Annotated in this window: 21 protein-coding genes; 18 read left to right on the forward strand and 3 right to left on the reverse strand. The window is 46.7% G+C overall.

The genetic code is table 11. The features are described 5' to 3' along the window. The first annotated feature begins 271 nt into the window (after nucleotides 1–271). From HMPREF2626_RS00925 to HMPREF2626_RS00935, 3 genes are all read left to right on the forward strand, one after another. Nucleotides 272–928 carry a TVP38/TMEM64 family protein gene (locus HMPREF2626_RS00925; RefSeq protein WP_246818909.1) on the forward strand — a complete coding sequence of 219 codons (657 nt, stop codon included), beginning with the start codon at nucleotides 272–274 and terminating at the stop codon, nucleotides 926–928. Nucleotides 929–1010: 82 nt separating this feature from the next. Continuing rightward, nucleotides 1011–1904 (forward strand): methylated-DNA--[protein]-cysteine S-methyltransferase, encoded by an 894-nt coding sequence (locus HMPREF2626_RS10175; protein WP_070616715.1) that lies wholly within the window; start codon nucleotides 1011–1013, stop codon nucleotides 1902–1904. Between the two features lie 28 nt (nucleotides 1905–1932). After that, nucleotides 1933–2679, forward strand: coding sequence for an SDR family NAD(P)-dependent oxidoreductase (locus HMPREF2626_RS00935; RefSeq protein WP_070616717.1), 747 nt, complete (start codon nucleotides 1933–1935; stop codon nucleotides 2677–2679). Between the two features lie 72 nt (nucleotides 2680–2751). Here HMPREF2626_RS00935 and HMPREF2626_RS00940 read toward each other — a convergent pair whose 3' ends face one another. After that, nucleotides 2752–3252 carry an ECF transporter S component gene (locus HMPREF2626_RS00940; protein ID WP_070616719.1) on the reverse strand — a complete coding sequence of 167 codons (501 nt, stop codon included), beginning with the start codon at nucleotides 3250–3252 and terminating at the stop codon, nucleotides 2752–2754. A 246-nt stretch (nucleotides 3253–3498) separates the two neighbouring features. On the opposite strand from HMPREF2626_RS00940, the gene HMPREF2626_RS00945 reads away from it, so the two are divergent. From HMPREF2626_RS00945 to HMPREF2626_RS01005, 13 genes are all read left to right on the forward strand, one after another. Then, entirely contained in the window at nucleotides 3499–4986 is a 1488-nt protein-coding gene (locus HMPREF2626_RS00945; RefSeq protein ID WP_070616720.1) for an FAD/NAD(P)-binding protein, read from the forward strand. A gap of 9 nt (nucleotides 4987–4995) precedes the next feature. After that, nucleotides 4996–5589, forward strand: coding sequence for a sugar O-acetyltransferase (locus tag HMPREF2626_RS00950; protein WP_070616723.1), 594 nt, complete (start codon nucleotides 4996–4998; stop codon nucleotides 5587–5589). Nucleotides 5590–5648: 59 nt separating this feature from the next. Beyond that, entirely contained in the window at nucleotides 5649–6113 is a 465-nt protein-coding gene (locus tag HMPREF2626_RS00955) for a hypothetical protein (protein ID WP_070616724.1), read from the forward strand. A gap of 15 nt (nucleotides 6114–6128) precedes the next feature. Next, entirely contained in the window at nucleotides 6129–6488 is a 360-nt protein-coding gene (locus HMPREF2626_RS00960; RefSeq protein WP_070616726.1) for a metal-sulfur cluster assembly factor, read from the forward strand. 138 nt (nucleotides 6489–6626) lie between these two features. Continuing rightward, the gene (locus tag HMPREF2626_RS00965; protein ID WP_070616728.1) at nucleotides 6627–7217 is read left to right on the forward strand and encodes a YdcF family protein; all 591 of its coding nucleotides are present in this window, start codon (nucleotides 6627–6629) and stop codon (nucleotides 7215–7217) included. Nucleotides 7218–7454: 237 nt separating this feature from the next. Beyond that, nucleotides 7455–8786 (forward strand): branched-chain amino acid transport system II carrier protein, encoded by a 1332-nt coding sequence (brnQ, locus tag HMPREF2626_RS00970; RefSeq protein ID WP_083294273.1) that lies wholly within the window; start codon nucleotides 7455–7457, stop codon nucleotides 8784–8786. 115 nt (nucleotides 8787–8901) lie between these two features. Further along, nucleotides 8902–9849, forward strand: coding sequence for an LCP family glycopolymer transferase (locus HMPREF2626_RS00975; protein ID WP_168162683.1), 948 nt, complete (start codon nucleotides 8902–8904; stop codon nucleotides 9847–9849). Nucleotides 9850–9903: 54 nt separating this feature from the next. Then, on the forward strand, nucleotides 9904–10815 hold the full coding sequence (locus HMPREF2626_RS00980; RefSeq protein ID WP_070616732.1) for a DUF975 family protein: 912 nt from the start codon (nucleotides 9904–9906) through the stop codon (nucleotides 10813–10815). 343 nt (nucleotides 10816–11158) lie between these two features. After that, a complete protein-coding gene (locus HMPREF2626_RS00985; RefSeq protein ID WP_070616734.1) occupies nucleotides 11159–12211 on the forward strand; it encodes a methionine ABC transporter ATP-binding protein in 1053 nt (350 codons plus the stop codon). Further along, complete coding sequence (locus tag HMPREF2626_RS00990) at nucleotides 12208–12888, forward strand: methionine ABC transporter permease (RefSeq protein ID WP_371325972.1); 681 nt, start codon at nucleotides 12208–12210, stop codon at nucleotides 12886–12888. The genes HMPREF2626_RS00985 and HMPREF2626_RS00990 overlap by 4 nt, the downstream gene beginning before the upstream one ends. A gap of 26 nt (nucleotides 12889–12914) precedes the next feature. Continuing rightward, nucleotides 12915–13832, forward strand: a complete 918-nt coding sequence (locus tag HMPREF2626_RS00995; RefSeq protein WP_070616736.1) for a MetQ/NlpA family ABC transporter substrate-binding protein — start codon at nucleotides 12915–12917, stop codon at nucleotides 13830–13832. Nucleotides 13833–13970: 138 nt separating this feature from the next. Beyond that, nucleotides 13971–14486 (forward strand): GNAT family N-acetyltransferase, encoded by a 516-nt coding sequence (locus HMPREF2626_RS01000; protein ID WP_070616738.1) that lies wholly within the window; start codon nucleotides 13971–13973, stop codon nucleotides 14484–14486. Nucleotides 14487–14496: 10 nt separating this feature from the next. Then, entirely contained in the window at nucleotides 14497–15516 is a 1020-nt protein-coding gene (locus tag HMPREF2626_RS01005) for a lipoate--protein ligase (RefSeq protein WP_070616741.1), read from the forward strand. A 472-nt stretch (nucleotides 15517–15988) separates the two neighbouring features. On the opposite strand, the gene HMPREF2626_RS01010 is transcribed toward HMPREF2626_RS01005, so the two are convergent. Together HMPREF2626_RS01010 and spxA are read right to left on the reverse strand one after the other, a co-directional pair. Next, nucleotides 15989–16636, reverse strand: coding sequence for an adaptor protein MecA (locus tag HMPREF2626_RS01010; protein WP_070616742.1), 648 nt, complete (start codon nucleotides 16634–16636; stop codon nucleotides 15989–15991). Nucleotides 16637–16906: 270 nt separating this feature from the next. Then, entirely contained in the window at nucleotides 16907–17302 is a 396-nt protein-coding gene (gene spxA / locus HMPREF2626_RS01015; RefSeq protein WP_070430294.1) for a transcriptional regulator SpxA, read from the reverse strand. A gap of 450 nt (nucleotides 17303–17752) precedes the next feature. On the opposite strand from spxA, the gene trpS reads away from it, so the two are divergent. Beyond that, nucleotides 17753–18745 (forward strand): tryptophan--tRNA ligase, encoded by a 993-nt coding sequence (gene trpS, locus HMPREF2626_RS01020; protein WP_070616743.1) that lies wholly within the window; start codon nucleotides 17753–17755, stop codon nucleotides 18743–18745. 245 nt (nucleotides 18746–18990) lie between these two features. After that, the gene (locus HMPREF2626_RS01025; RefSeq protein ID WP_070616744.1) at nucleotides 18991–20010 is read left to right on the forward strand and encodes a competence protein CoiA; all 1020 of its coding nucleotides are present in this window, start codon (nucleotides 18991–18993) and stop codon (nucleotides 20008–20010) included. Nucleotides 20011–20020: the final 10 nt, after the last annotated feature.

Raw genomic sequence — 20020 nt, forward strand, 5'->3', positions numbered from 1 at the left:
ACTTGTGAAATCACTCCGAGTCTGCCAAGTCGAAGCGGACTAAAGGGTGTGTGGGCTGACGCTTAATTGACCAAGCTCCAATTAAAAGTTCCTATTGTAGCTTGACACACCGAATGAATCCATCCCCGAAAAGTGGTGGGAGTCCAAAGCCTATCCAGCAACTCTTCTCGATAGGCAGACAGGACTTCCATCGCTTTTTGATATTGAAACGTTTTCACAAACTGTTATAATGAATAGAGAAAGTTATTATAGAAAGGAGCTGGCTAGCCTAGTGAGTAAAAAAATTAATTGGTCGAAATGGGGGCGTTGGCTGGCCCTAGGATTACTCGTGCTTGTGAGCTGGTGGATCTTTAAGACCTTTAATCTCAACCGGGTCAGGGACTTGGTGATGACGAGTTCCTATGCTGAAGGGTTCTATGTACTCTTGTGGACCTTCCTGCCTATGGGTTTCTTCCCGGTGCCTATCCTGGCTCTGGCGGGGGGAATGGGCTTCGGTCTATGGAAAGGATCGCTGCTGACAGTGATTGGGGCAAGTTTTAATATGTCCTTTATGTTTTTAATAGCCCGCTACCTCTTCCGACGCCCTGTACAGAATTTCCTTTATGAACGTTATCCCTCCACCCAGGAGATCTTGTCCAGCAAACCCAGTCGCTTACGCCTAGTGCTGGCCCTTGCCCGCTTGATTCCTCTAATTCCCTATAATATTGAAAATTATGCTTTTGGTTTAACGGACATTACTTTTATCGACTACTTGCTGATTTCCTTAGTCACCATCTTGCCGGGAACCCTGATTTATGTCAATGTGGGGGACAAGGCGGTCGCGCCTAACACCTGGGACTTTGTCTTAGCGATTGGCCTTCTTCTGCTTCTAGTGGTTGGAACAGCCTTTCTTACCAAGTATATGCGCCAGCCGGAAGATAAGGACTAGCTTTTTACTTTCATCTCTGGATAAAATTTTGTACACTTGACTTGAAGCTTGGAAGGGTCAGATTCAATGAAAGGGGCCTAGGATGCTGAGTGCTTATTATCAATCTAAATTGGGAGTCATCCAACTGACTTATCAAGGGCGAAGCTTATATGGGCTTGCTTTTGACGATGACCTGCCCCAAGATGGTCAACCGGCAGAGAGCTGCCCTGAATTAGAGGAAGTTTGCCAGGCCTTAGATGCTTATTTCGCCGGGCAAGCCGTCCAGCTAGCGCCTGAGAGCTTGGTTCTCCAGGGAACGCCCTTCCAGGAGCGGGTTTGGGCTTTATTAAGAGAAATCCCCTATGGCCGGGTGACGACTTACGGGGACCTGGCTCAGACCTATGAAGACCGCTACCAGGCCCCCATGTCTGCCCAGGCAATCGGCGGCGCAGTAGGGCTCAATCCCATTGCCTTATTGGTTCCTTGCCACCGGGTGGTCTCTAGTCGGGGACAACTGACGGGCTATGCTTATGGTCCCCATCGGAAGCAGGCCCTCTTAGAAGGGGAAGGTCTGACCTTTGATGACCGGGGACAAGTCATTAATTTTTCGTCAATTAAATTAAAAGCTAAAGGAGCTGAAGAAATGGCAAAAAAGGATAAATATTTGGTCAAGTATGACCGTTCGCGCGAATTAGATAGCTTCAAAGTCAAGGGCTTTCGCTGCTATGACGGTTTGGATGTGATTGATGATCTGAAAGTGGGGACGGCGGTGGACCTCTTGGCAGAAGCGGATAATCCTTATGATTCAGATGCTGTCCAAGTGGCTTATAAGGGCCATCAGTTAGGTTATCTCCCTGCAGATGACAATCACTTCATTAGCCAATTGCTTTATTTTGGCCATGGGAATATTCTAGAGGCACGGATTTTAAGCCTAAACTTTGACCAGGGCATAGAGCCTCTGATCACCATTCAAGTTCGTATCAAAGATAAACGTTAAAGCAGAATACCAAGGAGGATATTATATTATGTTATTAGAAAATAAAGTTGCCTTAATTACGGGTGCCGGTTCTGGTTTTGGTCGGGCGACGGCCTTACTTTTCGCCAAGGAAGGGGCCAAAGTTGCTGCGGTCGATATTAATCGTGAAGCGGCTGAAGAAACCGTTAGTCAAATTGAAGCAGCAGGGGGACAAGCCCTGGCTATCCAAGCTGATGTGGCTGACGAAGCGGCTGTCAAAGCCATGGTTGAAGAAACTGTTGAGGCTTACCAAAGCATTGATATTCTCTTCAATAATGCGGGCATCTATGTTCCAGGCAATGTGGAAGAAACACCGCTCGATGCCTTCCAGAAGAGTTTGGCCATCAATGTTACGGCGGCTTTCCTAGCTTCTAAATTTGCTATGCCTTATCTCAAGGAAAACAAGGGGAATATCATTAATACGGCGTCTGCTGCCGGTCTGATCGGCTTCCCTGATGCGGTCTCCTATGCCGCTACTAAGGGGGCAGTGGTGTCTATGACCCAGGCGATTGCCGTGGACTATGCCAGTGAGGGAATTCGCTGCAATGCCATTTGCCCAGGCACAGGTAAAACGGGGATGACTAATGAACTCTTGGAAGACCCTGACATTGCCCAAGGCTTCCTAGCACCTATCCCTATGCAACGCTTTGGGGAAGCGGAAGATGTGGCTAAAGCAGCCCTCTTCTTAGCTTCGGACCTTGGTTCTTATACGACGGGTCATGCCCTCCCTGTTGACGGCGGCTGGACCATGAGCTAATTCGCCAGGCTTAATTGTAAAATTAGAAAGGACCTCCCTCATCTTCTTGTTTGATGAGGAAGGTCCTTTAGTTTAGTCTTCTATAAAAGCTTGGAGGGCAGGTAGGCGGAGGCGACGGATGCTGCGGTTGAGGGGGATAGCTACGAGGATACCGAAGATATTTTGCAAGGAGTTGCCAGGAATGGATGGGATGGCTGCGGCCCAGTTATAGAGGATCCCTGTCCCAATGGCATAGCCGACCATCATCCAGATACTAGCTAGGATGAGCGCTGTCCAGTTGCCACCAGGTAATTTTTTCTTAGCTAAGCAACCAGCAATATAACCTTGGAGGCCGTGGATGATAAAGGAAAAGACAATCCACTGGGGATAGCCGGAGATGAGGTCGATAAGGGCCCCGCTGGCTGCACCCACGATGCCGCCAGCTACTGGGCCAAGCAAGAGGGCAGAGGCATAGATGCCTGCATCACAGAGGGTGAAGATCCCGCTAGTGGCTGGAATAGGGATAACTACTAGGATCGATAGGGCAGTGGTAAGTGCCGTCAGAACGGCGATTAAGGGAAGCTTAGTTTTCATGCAAAGGACTCCTTTATCTTAATATTTCTTTAATCTTTAGTATAAGGAGTTTTGGGCTAAACTGCAAATATTTGTGTAAGGGTTCACATGTTTGAACTTAAAGTCAAAGAGAGACTCGCCTTCAAATAATAGGGACTAAGCGAAGCTTCTGCTGAGCGTTTACTTTAGTCTGCAGAAGCTTTCGCCTTCTAGCTTAGAAATGTTATAATAAAGAAAGTAAAAGCGAACAAGGAGCGACTAGAGACAATGGAAAAAATTGCGATTATAGGTTTAGGGATTTCTGGCTCAGCTTGTTTGGCAGCCTACCAGCACTTGGCTCAGTCCCATGACTTTGACTTAGTTGTTTTTGACCGTGAGCCTTATTTGGGACAGGGGATCCCCTTCACAGAGTCTTATGAAGGGGCCCTGATGAATACTCGGAATGCTGGTCTGACCTATGACCAAGCTTATTCCGGTGATTTTGAAACTTGGCTTAAGGCCAAGGATCCCGACCGCGACTGGCCTGAATATAGCTCCCGCTATCTCTTTGGAAGCTATTTAAGAGAACGGGTGGGGACGCTCTTGGAGAATCTCCAGGCCCAGCTGGTGAAGGAGTATGTGGCTAAAGTCAACTTCGACCAAGAGGCGGAGACTTGGTGTCTTGAGACCGAATCTGGCCAGGTCTACACGGGCTTCGACCGCATCCATCTTTGCTGTGGGGACTTGGGGACCAATGACTTCTATCGATTGGAAGGAACGTCACGCTATCTCAACCAGGCCTATCCCCTAGAGGCTGACCGCTATCAGATGGATGAGGAAGGGTTGCGACGGGTGGCCGTGATTGGAACAAGTTTATCAGCTATTGATGTGATTAAATACCTGGCTGATATTTGCCAGCCCAATCAAATTCTGGCCTTCTCCCGGGGCAACCAATTTCCGATTGTGAGCGGTAAGGAGGCCGAAGACCTGGCCTGGGCTTATCTCAGTGAGGAGAATTTTCAGGCAGCCCAGGAAGCGGAAGAGGGGCTGACCTACCAGCAGGTCGACCAGTGGATCCAGGCCGACTGCCAGAACCTAGGCCTAGATTGGGCAGACTGCCAGGAAGTGAGTCTCAGCCAAGGAATTGAAGGGATCCGTCGTGCGATGGATTGGACCAGCCAGGGAGCACTTTTGGAGGCCTTGGCCACCCGGGTGACCCGCCTCCTCTTCCACTACTGGCAATATCTGAGCCTAAGCGACCGTCAGCAATTTGCGGACAAGTACGACAAGGTCTTTTCCCTGGCCAAGGGTAAGATGCCCTTGGCGTCGGCTCAGCGTTTGTTAGACCTAGCCGATGAAGGCTGCCTCAGCTCCTGTTCGGGTGTTGAAGAAATTATTTATGATAAGCAGACTGGGCTCTACTACCTGCTCGACCAGGAGGGCATGATCATTGAAGAAGTGGACTATATTGTCAATGCGACGGGGATCAATCTCGATTTAAGGCAAGCTTTGCCCCAAGATAGCCTCCTCTATGACTTGCGTGATCAAGGCTGGTTAAATCCTGATCCAGCCCAGGGAGTTAGCCTGGATGTTAACCGCTACCAGCTAATTTCTCCGCGCTTTGGGCGCTTAGACCATGTCCATCCCCACGGCCTCTTAATTGCCCCCTCGGTCTACCACAATAATTCAACGACTACCATCCAACGCTATGCCCAGGATGTGATCAACTGGCACTATTGCGGCCAAGACTACCGACAATCAGGACTCTGGCCTTAGGAGGTATATATGTTAAGTCACTATGAAAAAATGCGTGCCGGCCAATGGTACGACGCCAATTATGATCCGGATATCCTCGCCAAGCGAGAAGCAGCAAAAAGCAGGGCCCACCGCTTCAACCAGATCGATCCTGCTGATCGCAAAGAAGCTGAGACTGCCTTAGCTAAGCTACTAGGGGACCTGCCTGAAGGCCTGGAAGTCATGGCGCCGCTTTATGTGGACTACGGCGACAATATTCACTTCGGCAAACACTGCTTTGTCAACCACGCCTGTTACTTTATGGATGGGGCCCGGATTGAATTTGGGGACCATGTCTTTATCGGCCCTTATTGTGGCTTCTATACGGCTGCCCATCCCCTGAGGGCAGAAGCCCGCAATGCGGGCTTGGAGCAAGCCCGACCTATTAAGGTTGGTTCTGACTGCTGGTTCGGGGCTAATGTCTCAGTGATGCCAGGTGTCAGTATCGGTTCAGGCTCTGTAATTGGGGCCGGGTCGGTGGTTACCAAGGATATCCCAGAGAACTCCCTCGTCATGGGGGTCCCCGGCCAGGTGATTAAGACGATCGACCAGGACCAGGGCAATTCATTTACAAATGAGCCTTAGAATGTTAGAGTTAAAAAGCGAGTTCTTGAAAACGACAACAAAATAGTAAGGAGTTTGTCATGCCAGCAATCCAGGATATTTTAAGCCAATTATTTAAAGAAATGAAGGTTCCTGTAGAATACCGGCCTTTAGATGGTGGCCAGCACCTCTTTGCCTTAGCTTATCAGTTAGGGGAAGACAAGGTCGTGCCTTGCCATATCATTGCCCGGGACTTTAACGAGGGAGAAGCCACCACGGACTTTCAAATTAACTACCGCCAGCTCTGCCAGGTGGAAGACTACCAACAGACGGCCAAGGCCCTCGAAGTCATCAATGATTTGAACCGTGAACGGAGCGGCTATTACAACCTGATCCTCTCGGGCGATGGGGAAATCTATACGCGCTGCTTGTCGCGGACCGGTGAGGACGTCCGGGTTCTCTATGAGCTCATGACTTTGGGTGCTAGCGTTGCCCGGGACCTCTATCCGCGACTGGAGCAAGCCATCAACAATAAGACCGTCAAAGTCGCTGAACGATCCGAATAAAGAAAGGAAGTTTATATGAGTGAAGAAAATTTTACCGACCTTTCCAAATTTGAAGATTTGAAACTCATGGACGAAGCCCTCTATGAGGAGTGTATCCAGGCCTTAGAGCAAGTCATTGACCCGGAACTGGGCATTGATATTGTCAACCTGGGGCTGATTTACGACTTGCTCTATGACGGTGAGGGCCATCTCCTGATTAAGATGACCCTAACCACTATGGGCTGTCCTCTCCAGGATGTGCTCATGGAATCGGCGGCCATTGCCCTGGATGATGTCGATACGATTAAAGAAATGAAGATTGACTTGGTTTGGGTGCCTGCTTGGACAACCAAACGTCTTTCGCGTTACGCCCGCATCGCTTTAGGGATTCGCTAATTGATTGAAAAAAGTAAGGGGCCGGCTTGGGACATCCCTCGCTTGGTCCAGAAAACTTGGACCGATGGAAAGCCTAGGGAGGGCACTGTGAGGACTTAGGTCTCTTAAAGAATCACGACTAGGCTTGGAAAGGTGCATATGAAACGATTTTTTTTAGGAGCCATTCTAGCTCTCGGGCTAGCTTTGGCTTTTATTTCTTTGTCATATTTTGTGATCATGGATCATTTAATTGTGGATGAGACGCCCAAGCAAGCTGATGTGATTATTGTGCCAGAGGGGATGATTACTGAGGAACGGGCCGAGAGGGCGGCTAACCTTTACCGGGGAGGCTATAGCCGGTCTGGTAAGCTGATTGTGTCGCCCTATGACCAAATTAATGGCGCATACTATGCCGAACATGGCGTGCCAGAGTCCGCTATCGTCAATGATGCCACAGCGACCTCTACCTATGAGAATGCGACCCATAGCTTGAAGATGATGGAAGAGGCGGGCTATAGCTCCGCTTTGGTGGTTTCCTCAGACTATCATATGTTGAGGACCAAGATGATCTTCGAGCGAGTTAACCGTCGCTATGACTTCGATCTTACCTTCGTTGCTGCCTACCACCGCCAGGGGGATCATTGGGTGACTTGGAAGGAAGGACCGGACTATATCCAAGACTTTGCCCAGCAAGAATTCTACAAGTACTGGGCTTATCTCTTGTATCTTTACCATTTTGTGAACCATTAGGCTGGAGTGTTTGGGCTCCAGCTTTTTTAGTGAATTGCGCTGGAGAGCATACCTTGCGCTTTTGAATTTGGACCTTAAAACTTTATTGGATAAGATGATTTTATCTTCAGAAATAGGGGAAAATGATAGAATAGAGATAGTTATGGGCTTATCCTCATCATAAATTAATTTAAGTACCTTTGATTTATGCTAAAATTTTAATCATTGGTATAAATTTGCGAAAGAGGAGTGATTGCATTGAAGAATCAACACCAGACTTTGAGCTGGCGTCAGTCAACCGTCATCGGGTCTATGTTATTTGGCTTATTTTTTGGGGCTGGTAATCTGATTTTTCCCGTTCAAATGGGGCAGGAAGCTGGAGCTAATCTCTGGACGGCTGCTCTCGGCTTTGTGGTAACAGCGGTGGGCTTGCCCCTCCTATCTGTGGTAGCTATTGGAGTGTCGGGATCTAAGGGACTCAATGATATGTCGGAGCGGGTCCTTCCCAAGTACGGGCATATCTTTACGGCGCTCTTGTATTTTGTTCTCGGGCCGCTTTTATCGATTCCCCGGACAGCGACGGTGTCTTATGAAATTGGCTTTAGCCAGTTTACCCAACATCCGCTTTTATTATTTGCTTATTCGATTTTCTTTTTTATTTGTGTGGCTTATTTCTCTCTCAAGCCTTCAGGGATTATGACCTGGGTGGGCAAGTGGATGAATCCGGTCTTTCTCATTTTTCTAGCCTTGATTTTAGCGGGCGTTTTATTGACTGCTGATAGTTTTTCCTTTACCGCTTTCCCGGTTGCTCCTAAGTACCAGGAGGCCCCCTTTCTTCAAGGTTTCTTAAATGGTTATAATACCATGGATGTGATTGCTGGTTTGATCTTTGGCATCTTGGTGGTGCGGTCCATCCACCAAGTTGGTGTGACAGAAGACCGGGACGTAGCCATGGGAACCATTAAGAGTGGGGCCTTGAGCATGGGCTTGATGGCTGTGATCTACTTCCTCCTAACCATGTTGGGGGCCCGGAGCTTGGAAGATATTGACCTGGCTCAAAATGGGGGCGAAGCCTTGATCCAAATTGTATCCACTAAGTTTGGCGTCTTTGCGGGGATCCTGCTCTTCGTAGTCATGTTTGTGGCCTGCCTCAAGACCGCCATTGGCCTTATCATCTCCTGTGCGGAAACCTTTGCGGAGATTTATCCCAATTTGCTCAACCAGGAGAAATGGACCTATGTTTTCATTGGTATTTCCTTTGTGATTGCTAATGCGGGCTTGAATGCGATCCTAGCTTGGGCAGTTCCCTTTCTGGCCTTTATGTACCCCCTCTCGATTGTGATTGCCCTCCTTCACTTGGTGCCAGCTTGGACGAAGCGACCAGTGATTATGCGCTGGACCCTGGGCTTTACCCTGGTTCCTGCCTGTTTTGACCTCCAGCATGCCCTGCCTACAGGATCGATTGCAGCATTGGATCATTTTGCTGGGGCCGTTTTTCCTTTTTATAACTATGGTTTTGCCTGGGTCCTACCAGCCATTCTTGGCCTATTAATTGGTCTCGTTCATTCCTACGTTATTAGAAAAGATTAAGCGATTTATTCAAAACTCCAGTTGGTAATGACTGGAGTTTTTTGATTATAATTGTACTGTTGGCTAAAACACTTTATAATAAAAGTAGAATACGATGATAGAAAGGAAGGGTATGATGCCTCAACGTGACCACTACCGACGGCACAAGAGGAGAATATGGCCTTGGATCTTGGCCGGACTTGTTCTCTTAGTCCTCATTGTTCTAGGGGGGACTTACTTTGGTGCTAAGCAGGTAGCAGATGACCTCTATGCGCCAACTCAGGGGAGGGACCAGGACAAGGGGGCAGGTCAGCGGGATCCAGAATTAGGGGAAGATCCCATCTCTGTCCTCTTGGTAGGTATGGACTCAGGCAATGGGCGGACCACTGGAGAACAGAATACGGATGCCCTCATCTTGCTGACTCTCAATCCCAAGACAGGGTCCGCTAAAATGCTGAGTATTCCCCGGGACACCTACAGCGAACAAGTTGGCACGAAGATCAATGCAGCCTACGGACAAGGGGGGATTGAGGCGACCATTGGAGCTGTCCAAGAGCTCTTGAATGTTCCTGTTGATTACTATGCCTTGGTTAATATGACTGGGCTAGTGAATATTGTGGATAGCCTGGGTGGCATCCAGGTCGATAATCCCCTCAGCTTCAGCAATATGGGTTATAGCTTCCCTCAAGGTCGTATTACCCTCCATGATGGTCAGGAAGCCATGGCCTATATCCGCATGCGCTACGAAGATCCGGAAGGGGACTTTGGCCGTGCCCGGCGTGAACAAGTGGTTCTCAGAGGAATCCTAGATTCTCTGCGTTCCGTTCAAAGCCTGACCCACCTCAAAGACTTATCAGATATTGTCCGCCAAAATGTCCGTACAGACCTCCAGCTGTCCGATATGATGGTCCTGGCCAAGGACTACCGCAATACGGCCGACGCCATTGAACAGGGGGTTCTCAAGGGAACGGATGATATGTCAACAGGAACTTATCTGAGCATTGTCTCAGAAGAAGACCGCCAAGAGGCTTCCAACCGTCTGCGCCAACACCTGGAACTGCCTAAAGCATCGCTAAGTGACTAAGGGCAAGCTTCCACCTAACCGTACACTTTGCAAGCCATTAAGGAGGCAATTCAAATGAAACTTGACCTAAGTAATCGAACCATCCATCAGCACGAAAAAACTATCAGTCACAGTAATTTTTGGCGCATTTTAGGGGATATGGTCATTAGCTTTATCGTTGTTTTTGCCATCGATTATCTCATTGACCAGGTAATTAGCTTGGATCCCCAGGAAGGTCTCAGCCTTCGCTTTGGCCTAGTTCCCTTACTCAATCTGATCTCAACGCTAGCTTCCAGTCTCTTCTCTATGGGGATCATGTGGGGCTTAGTACGTCTGGTCCGCCATGGCGGCTCCTATGACCAGGGAAGCTTGGTTCAGCCCTTTAAAGAAAAATTGGGCCGTAATATCTTAGCCCTCTTCCTCCTTGCCTTAATCGGCTTAATTCCAACGATAGTGATAGGGCTGGCTTCTGGCTTCGGTTTGATCGGTGCCAGTATACTGTCTACTGAAGCTTGGCAAGCTGATGCAGCCTTCTTTGGGATTTTTATTTTAGCAGGAATTATACTAGGGATTGTCGTCACTTGGTTGGACTTATCCCTGGCTATGGTTTCGCCGCTCTTAGGTGATTATCCAGAGATGGGGGCTTGGCAAGTGATGAAGGAAAGCTTCCGTATGATGAAGGGCAACCGCTGGAAACTTCTAGGCTTGATCCTAACTTATATCTGGATTCCAATCCTAATCCTCATTGCCAGCATTGTCGCTTTCTTTGCTTACGCCATTGCTGCAAGTCCTGTTCAAGGCCCTAGCTATGTCCTGGCTTTCTCACTCTTCTTCTTTGCCCTCTTAGTTGCGGCTTTAATTGGACTCTATTACGGTCTGCGCCTGAATGTGGCCAAGGCCCTCTTCTACACCGCTCTAGTAGATAAGGAAAAGGGAACGTCTTGTTTCCCTGGACAGGGTCTAGCAGGGCAAGGGGAAGCCCTCTAAGCGATTTAATTAAGCTCAAGGCCTTGTGCCTTGGGCTTTTTTAGTGATCATGAATAAACAATTCACAAAAAGCTAGGAAAAGCTTGCCTTAAATGATAAAATGATGTGCAATCTCCGTGTTTTATCATTAAGTAGTGATCGTTATAATCGATCAAAGGCTATTGGAAATCAATGCTTTCTAAAAGCTAAAAAAATGATAAAATAAATTAGTATAGATACTTGTCTACTTTTCTTAGAAAAAGTAGATGAAAATGAATCGCTGAGGTTCATTGGCAGTTAAGGAGCCAGCCATGTATATGTATTTGGACTGAGGCTTCAATTGAGAGAGTAAAGGATGATGGCTATGATTGATTTACAAAATGTCGATGTCAGCTTTGATACAGCAAGTGGCAAAGTCCATGCCGTTCGAGATGTGAGCTTGTCGATTGCTAAGGGTGAAATCTTTGGTGTGATTGGTTATTCTGGGGCCGGGAAGTCGACCTTAGTCCGTACTATTAACATGCTCCAAGCTCCAACAAGTGGAACGGTGCGGGTGAGTGACTATGAAATGACCGCACTCAACGATAGTGACTTAAGAAAGGCCCGCAAAAATATCGGGATGATCTTCCAACACTTCAACCTGATGAATGCGCGGACGATTGCCGGCAATGTGGCCTTCCCCCTCCAGGATTCAGGCTTATCCAAGGAAGAAATTCGTGAAAAAGTGGACCGGCTCTTAGAACTGGTTAATTTATCGGACCGCCGGGATGCTTATCCTTCCCAATTATCCGGGGGACAAAAGCAGCGGGTAGCCATTGCCCGGGCCCTAGCCAATGACCCTGATGTTCTCCTCTGTGACGAGGCGACATCAGCCTTGGACCCTAAGACAACCCGGTCGATTTTGCAATTGTTAAAGACTGTCAATGAACAGCTCGGAGTAACCATTGTCATTATTACCCATGAGATGAGCGTGATTAAAGAGATCTGTGACCGGGTAGCGGTCATGCAGGATGGTTATGTCATGGAAGAGGGATCGATCTTTGATATCTTCTCTAATCCACAGACGGAATTAACCAGGAACTTTATCGAGTCAGCGAGTCCTACTGAGAAGGGGATCGCTTCCGTCCTAGCCAATTCCCAGTTGGTCGATGTGAACTCGTCTGATCGGATTATCCGTATTGACTTTGCGGGGGCGGATACAGGAGACCCTCTGGTAGCCCGGCTAGCACGCGATTTCGGCGTTCTTCCAAGTATTCTTTATGCGAATATTGAAGTTCTCCAAGGCATTCCGACAGGGACCATGTTGGTATCGATTAGTGGGGATGATCAAGCCATGGCTGATGCCGTTAAGTTTATTGACGACAATGGCGTTAAGTGGCGGGAATATCAAGTTGAAGGAAATGGTGGTGTTGAATAATGGATTTTTTAACGAATTTATTGCCTAATGTGAGTGAAATTCCAGACGAATTTGTCACAGCGACGATTGAAACGATTTATATGACCATCCTGACCTGTATCATCGGTTTTGCCCTGGGGATTGTGGTGGGGATCTTCCTCGTTCTGACCATGCCGGGTGGCTTGAAGGAAAATCGTGTGGCTTACAGCATTCTGGATAAGATAGTGAACATCTTCCGTTCCATTCCTTTTGTTATTATGATGGCTCTCTTAGTGGGCGTTACCCGCTTTATCGTTGGGACATCAATCGGGACAACGGCTGCTATTGTGCCACTTGTTGTAGCTACAGTGCCTTTCTTCGCCCGTCAGATTCAGAATGCCTTGATCGAAGTGAATCCGGGTGTGATTGAAGCCGCCCTCTCTATGGGTTTGAGCACTTGGCAAATCGTTAGTCGTGTTTATCTTAAAGAAGCGCTGCCAGGTATTATCCGGGTTTCTGCCTTATCGATCATTAATGTGATTGGCTTAACCGCTATGGCTGGTACCATCGGTGGTGGGGGCTTGGGTAACCTAGCCATCACCCGGGGTTACAACCGTTTCCAAACCGATGTGACGATTGTTTCAACTATCATTATTCTGATTATTGTCTTTATTTCACAAGCGGTCGCTGACTGGTATGTCCGCCGCATTGAGCATTAGATTAACAATTAAAGGAGAATTTATTTATGAAAACAAGTTTTAAAAAATTAGGGCTCTTAACAGCGGCTGCCTTTGCCTTGGTAGCTTGTTCGAACGGGGCTAGCAGTGATGACCAAGCAAGCAGCGATTCATCCGCTGAGCCAACCAAGCTAAAAGTAGGGGTAGTTGGTGATGTGGAACGCGAAGTTTGGGAAGATGTTGCAGAGCGCGCTAAGGACAAGGGGGTTGACCTAGATGTCCAAGTCTTTACTGACTATGTTCAACCTAATAAGGCTTTAGCTGATGGGTCACTCGACCTTAACGCCTTCCAACACATGGCCTTCTTGCATGACTTCAATAGCAGTGAACAACAAGATCTCCAACCTGTCGGCTATACCTATATTTCTGCCATGGCCGCTTACTCCGACAAGGTTGAGTCATTGGATGATCTCAAAGATGGCGCTGAAATTGCGATTCCTAACGATGCAACCAATGGCGGTCGGGCCTTGCTCCTCTTAGAATTAGCGGGCGTTATTGAAATTGATGACAACGCCGGCATTTCACCAACCCCTAATGATATCACTGAGAATCCAAAGAACGTTAAGATTACTGAATTGGATGCGGCTCAAGTGCCACGTTCACTTGGGGATGCTGATGCCGTTGTTGCCAACACTAACTATGCCGTAGATGCTGGCTTGAATCCCTTTAAGGATGGAATCTTCGTCGATACTGAAGATTTAGCCAAGGTTGGGACCCAGTACAAGTGTATCATCGCCACTCAGAAAGATCGGGCCAATGATGAAGCCATTAAGAAGGTTGTTGAAACCTATCAAACGCCTGAAACAGAGGCCAAGATTAAGGAAGTAACCGATGGCGCTGACCAAAAGGCTTGGTCTGATAATGATAATATCTCTGCAGATTATAAGGCTCTCGATGAGCAAGTGAAGGCTGCCAAAAAGAAATAGTATTGATTAGCTGGTTTCCCAGTATAACTTTGGAAAAAGTGTGCTGGGGACTAGCTTTTTTCTTGGCTTGGCTCGGTCTAGATGAAAGCCTTATCTTTTGCTATAATGTAAGTATCTTATAAGGAAAGAAGGCCGACTATGGAAAGTGTAGCTTATCGCAAGGCCAGCTTGGCTGATCTCGATCGATTAGAAGATATTTTGAAGGCTAGCATCCAATACTTGGCCGACCAGGGAGTGGACCAGTGGCAGAATGGGGAAGTAACCATTGACCATCTTCGCTCAGTGATTGAGGCTGACCAGGCCTATGTCTGCTTAGATGAAGGAAAAAACATTTTAGCCTTTTTCGTCTTAGCTGATGAAGACCCAGCCTATGATGACTTAGCTGAGGGGGCTTGGCAGACAGAGGCCCCTTACTATGCGATCCACCGGGTGATGATCAGCCTTAAGCAAAGAGGTCAGGGCCTCAGCTGGACTGTCTTCGCAATGATCAAAAACATTGCTAAAGCAGATGAGAAGCGGTCGCTGCGGGTGGATACCCATCCAGATAATCGAGTCATGCAGCATATCCTTGAACGGGAGGGCTTTAAGCGCACGGGGTCGACTTACTTAGCCAATGGGGGCTTTCGCTGGACCTATGACTATGCATTAATTTAAGGAGGAAACGATGTATTACGTAAAGAATGAATACCAAGGTGAAGAAATCTATGATCCTAGGCTTAATTTAGCCATTGAATACTATTTACTCAATGAGAAACGTTTAGATGAGCCCATTCTTCTTTTTTATATTAATGAGCCTTCTATTATTATTGGTAAAAACCAGAACACCCGGGCCGAAATCAACCAGGACTATGTGCGTGACCATAATATCCATGTCGTCCGCCGCTTTTCTGGTGGGGGTGCGGTCTACCATGACCTAGGCAATATTTCCTTCTGCTTTATCACCGATGACGATGGTAATTCCTTCCGCAATTTCAAGAAGTTTACAGACCCTGTGATCGATGCCTTGCATAAGATGGGGGTTGAGGGAGCAGAGTTACGCGGTCGCAATGACTTGGTGATTGATGGCAAGAAGTTCTCCGGTAATGCCATGTACAGCCACAAGGGCCGGATGACCGCCCACGGGACCCTGATGTTTGACGTGGATATTTCGGTAACGACAGAGGTCTTAAAGCCTAAGAAAGAAAAATTAACGTCTAAGGGGGTTAAATCAGTTCGCAGCCGGGTGACGAATATTAAACCTTTCTTGAACGATGATTATCAAAATATTTCTATCCATGAATTCCGTGAAATTCTATTGAAATTTATTTTTGATGTCGATCGCCTAGACCAAGTCAAAGAGTATCAATTGACGGATGAAGACTGGGAAGAAATCTTCCGCTTTAGAGATCGCTATACCGGCAATGATGATTGGAATTATGGCAAGGATCCAGACTATGAACTGATCCGCGAAGGCCGGACGCCAGCTGGTCAAATTGAATTTCAATTCAATATCTCTAAAGGAAAAATTCAAGAAATTTCAATTTATGGGGATTTCTTCGGCCTGGGCGAAATCTCCGATGTAGAAGAGGCCCTCAGAGGCTCGGACTATACGGAAGAGGGTTTAAGAGAGACTTTCTCAACCCTTGATATTAATAAATATTTTGGCAACATCTCCGTCGAAGACTTGATTGACTTGATTTATTAGTTGCTCAGGGAAGTGGCATGTGTGAGCAAGTTTGCCTGTCTTGGTTTTGTTCTCAAATTTTCATAAAGAAGGGAAAAGCCCCAAAACGATCCGCTGAGTGATGGTTTTGGGGCCTTTGTTATGCTGTTAGAGGATTCATTTTGTTGGCGATGGCTTGAAGGAAGGCTAGCTAATTTGTCTACTGAGGGCTCGCCTCGCGATAGTTTATCTAAAGAATATGTATTTTAGTAAAAAAGAAGCTAGCCAGACTGAATTATAGCTGGTTAGCTTCTTGGTAGGGTGCTTATGTGGTCAAAGTCTTATTCCGACTTACTTTAATCATCCAAGCCTAAACGCCAAGTCTCACACCCTGGTCTAGTTGGGTTCGAGGATGCAGAAAGGGCTCCTCTTCACAAGTCTCCGCCGCAGTCCTTTAGACTGCTCTGTTGACTTGTTCCAGTGAAGGAAAGCTAAGCGCCAGCCCTCACACCCTTTATTTAAAGTTTTGGGCGATGGTTTGGTTGGCGCGGCCTTCTGCTAGGATTTGGCCGTGTTCTCTTAGGACTGCTTGGTTGATGGATGGAAGTTGTCCGTATTCGAGGGCACAATAGATGGCGTTCTCGATGGTTCCTGGATCATATTCAGTCGGGTTAAAGGTTAAAAGATAATAAAATTGGCCGCCTAGCTGGTAGAGGTCGACTTGGACATCTCTTAGGGGATAGGCGTGGCTGAAGGCGATAAGGTCATCGAATTTTTGGAAGCCAAGAATGACCTGATTCCAGTCTTCTTGGTCCCAGTCCTTGCTCAAGATACTATCTTCTTCGTCTAAGGCACTTTCGCCTTCTTCGATAATATCGAGCAATTTCTTATAGGCTCGGCGCTCTTCTTCAGGGGAGGTTTCAGGTCCTGTCTTGCTGATATAGAGATCAATTCCTCCCTTTTTAGGCATCACTTGGAAGGTGAGGGCTTCCGAGTCTTGGAAGCGCCGGGAGGTATCCATTTCTTCCAAGACAGATAGGAAGAAACTTTCGACAGCCTTCTGGTCACTAATAATATCGGTGAAGGAAATTCCTCGGTCGACGAGGTCTTCTGACGCGATAAAGACACGCATAGTATTTTCATTGATATATTCCATTTCCATTGGGTCTCACCTCAATCTCTTGCTGTTTATTCTAGTCTATCGTAAAAAGCGAGAATAGTAAATTGATTCTGATTGAAAAATGCGAAAAGAAGCAATTTTAAGCTTTTTTGCTTGAATGACACAGAAATCTTTGGAAGAATAAAAGTGTATAGCCTTTAAGTAAGCATCCGCTCTGCTTTTGAATTTGCTTTTTAGGACTAATTGTCAATGTTAATTAGCTAGGGAAGTAAATAAAAAAGAGTGCGTAAAACACACTCCTTAGATGAATTATTAGCCCATCTTACGTAAAGCTTCATGCAGTTCAATCTTACGAACTTTACGAGGTAGGAAGCGACGAATTTCATCTTCGTTGTATCCTACTTGCAGGCGCTTCTCATCCATAATAATTGGACGGCGAAGTAAGCCTGGCGTTGTTTGAATTAAATCAAACAGTTCATTCAAACCGATTTCTTCAAGATTGAGGTCCAATTCTTGGAAAGCCTTAGATCTTGTTGAAATAATTTCTTCAGTCCCATTTTCAGTCATACGTAAAATGTCTTTGATTTCATCTGAACTGAGGGGATCGGAAAAGATATTGCGCTCTTCGTAAGCTATGTCGTTCTCTTCTAGCCAAGCGCGCGCTTTACGGCATGAAGTGCAACTTGGTGACGTGTATAATTTTACCATTTGCATCTCTCCTTAAGAAATGACTAATGCATCATTCAACATACTTATTATAACAATTATTAAAATCCATTTAAAGCTACTTTCGAAAGTAAGAATTTGATTAAATACGAAGATGGGTTAAAAGCCTGACATGAAGGGCTTTTAAATTGTAAGTAATTTGTAAAGAAATGGATTTATCTACAATAAAGAAAAAATAAAAACATTTTTTGTATTTTTATTTCTTTTTTTATTCACTCGCAATAATTAAAGCTTAAGATCTCGCGCCTTTTAAGGAGATATAGTTTTTTGGAATAAAAATGTGCAACTCATTATTCTACCACAGATCTGATTTAATACCATTAAAAGCAACTTTTGAATTAAAAGTCGCAGGAAAAAAACAGTCTTCTACTGAATTCCTTGAGGGCTAATGCTATAATAAGAAGGTAATTTACTAACTAGGAGGAAGCAGGAATGAAAAAAATTTTTTCAGGGGTTCAACCGAGTGGTATCCCGACCATAGGGAACTATGTGGGCGCGCTCAAGCAATTTGTTGACCTGCAAAATGACCACGATGCCATCTATTGTATTATGAACCAGCATGCCATCACGGTGCCCCAAGATCCAGAAAGCTTAAGAGAGAATACACGGCGTTTAGCGGCTCTCTATCTTGCCTTGGGGGTCGATCCAGATCAGTCAACCATCTTCGTACAGGGGGATGTTGCGGCTCATGCTAAGGCAGGCTGGTTGGTCCAATGCCTGATTCCTCTGGGCGAGTTGGAACGGATGACTCAGTTTAAGGATAAGTCAGCCAAGAAACAGTCTGTTATGTCAGGGCTCTTGACCTATCCAACCTTGATGGTGGCAGATATTATCCTCTACCATGCCGACTTAGTGCCTGTGGGGGATGACCAGAAGCAACATATGGAACTGACCCGGAATTTTGTGGACCGCTTTAACAAGCGCTTTGCCAGCAAGGACCAGCCTATCCTAACCAAGCCAGAACACTTGACGCCTAAGTCAGGGGGCCGGATTATGAGCTTGCAGGATCCAAGTCAGAAGATGTCCAAGTCAGATGATAATCAGAAGGCCTTTATCTCGCTCTTGGATGAACCCAAGAAGGCTGCTAAGAAGATCAAGTCTGCTGTGACGGATTCTTCTGGTGTCATTAGCTATGATCCTGAAGAAAAACCAGGGGTCTCCAATCTCTTAGACATCTATTCAGCTTTCTCGAATCGGAGCATTGACGACTTAGTCACTGAGTATGAGGGTTCAGGCTATGGGGCCTTTAAAGGCGACTTGGCTGAAGTGATGGCTGATTTCTTATCACCGATGCAAGCCCGTTATTATGACTTGCTCGAGTCTGATGAACTGGAAGATATCTTGCGCGAAGGGGCTAAGAAGGCAGAAGTCATTGCCAACCAAACCCTGGCTGAGATGGAAGATGCTATGGGGCTGCGTTATTAATGCAAGTTTTATAGTCAAAGCAAGCAAGTTTCCTATCAAAAAGGGGACTTGCTTTTTTATCTGCTCGTTATTTAAATTGTCTGGGTGAGCATACGTTTACTTTTTAAACAAAACTAGCCGCTATTAATTTTTTTCGATTACTCGTCATCAAAAAAATTAGAGCATCTTTTTGGCTTCCTATATTCTAAATAAACTTTCGTGGATTTGGCGCAATTTGGTTTATATATCTATAGGAGGTGCGTGAGATGTTTTTTGCACATATCGAAAATAATCAATTGATTGCAGCGAGCCAGGTGGGGGCTTTGGAGAGCCAGCCGCGCTTTTATTGTCCGACTTGCCACAAGCAAGTAAACTTCTGCCAACCGCGGCGAGGTCGCCCTTACTTTGCCCACCAAGCTAAGCGTTCTACTGGGGGAGGGGAATCTGACCGCCACCGGGCTTCTAAGGAACAAATGGCCGAAATCCTAAGGGCAGGAGGCTATGAGGTCTTGACGGAACTGCCTATCGATACGATTAAACGACGGGCTGACTTATGCGTAGATAAGCGCTGGGTTTTAGAGATCCAATATGCGCAAATGTCAGCTGAGGAAGCAGGGCAGCGGACTAGTGATTATCATTTTGCAGGCTTTAATTTGCTCTGGTTGCTCGGCCACCAGTCGCCCCACTTCAAGCTGCGACCAGCTTATTTAAAGCGTTTGTGGCCCTTCCTCAAGCCCTTTGCCCAGCTAGGCCTCTGCCTGCCTTATTGGCACGAGGAAGCGGCTGATGTTCGTCTATATGCTCTTGATTATTATGGGAGGCTCGGGACAGTCTACCGGCTATCGCTCCCGGACTACCTCGCCCTCTGTCAGTTGACAGGCTGGGAGGAGGATTTCAACTTTAGTCAACTGATCCCTAAGCAGGCCATCCATAGTCTGTCTCCCTCACATTACCAGCGTCGCTTACTGGAGATCCTAAGGCGGCCCAGCCAGTCGGAGCGGCGTTTGCTCAATTGCCTCTATCAGGTCGGCCTCTCTCTCATGGATTTGCCCCAGATCTTGGTCTTAGTCACAGACAAATCTTTACTCACTGAAGAGCCCTTTTGGCTAGTTTTAGCCTATACTTACTTGGTTAACCAGGGCTTTTTGACTCGAGAGGACTTGGCCCAAGCCTTGTCTTGGCGCCCGCATCCTGTTTTTGAGTTAGCATTAAGAGAAGATTTTTTGAACTATCTCTTCCAGAGCTTGCCTCAGTTTTTGAAGGCGGGTGAGACTATGCTAGAATAGGAAGAGAGAA

Source organism: Aerococcus sp. HMSC062A02 (genome assembly GCF_001809535.1).
Taxonomy (GTDB): domain Bacteria; phylum Bacillota; class Bacilli; order Lactobacillales; family Aerococcaceae; genus Aerococcus.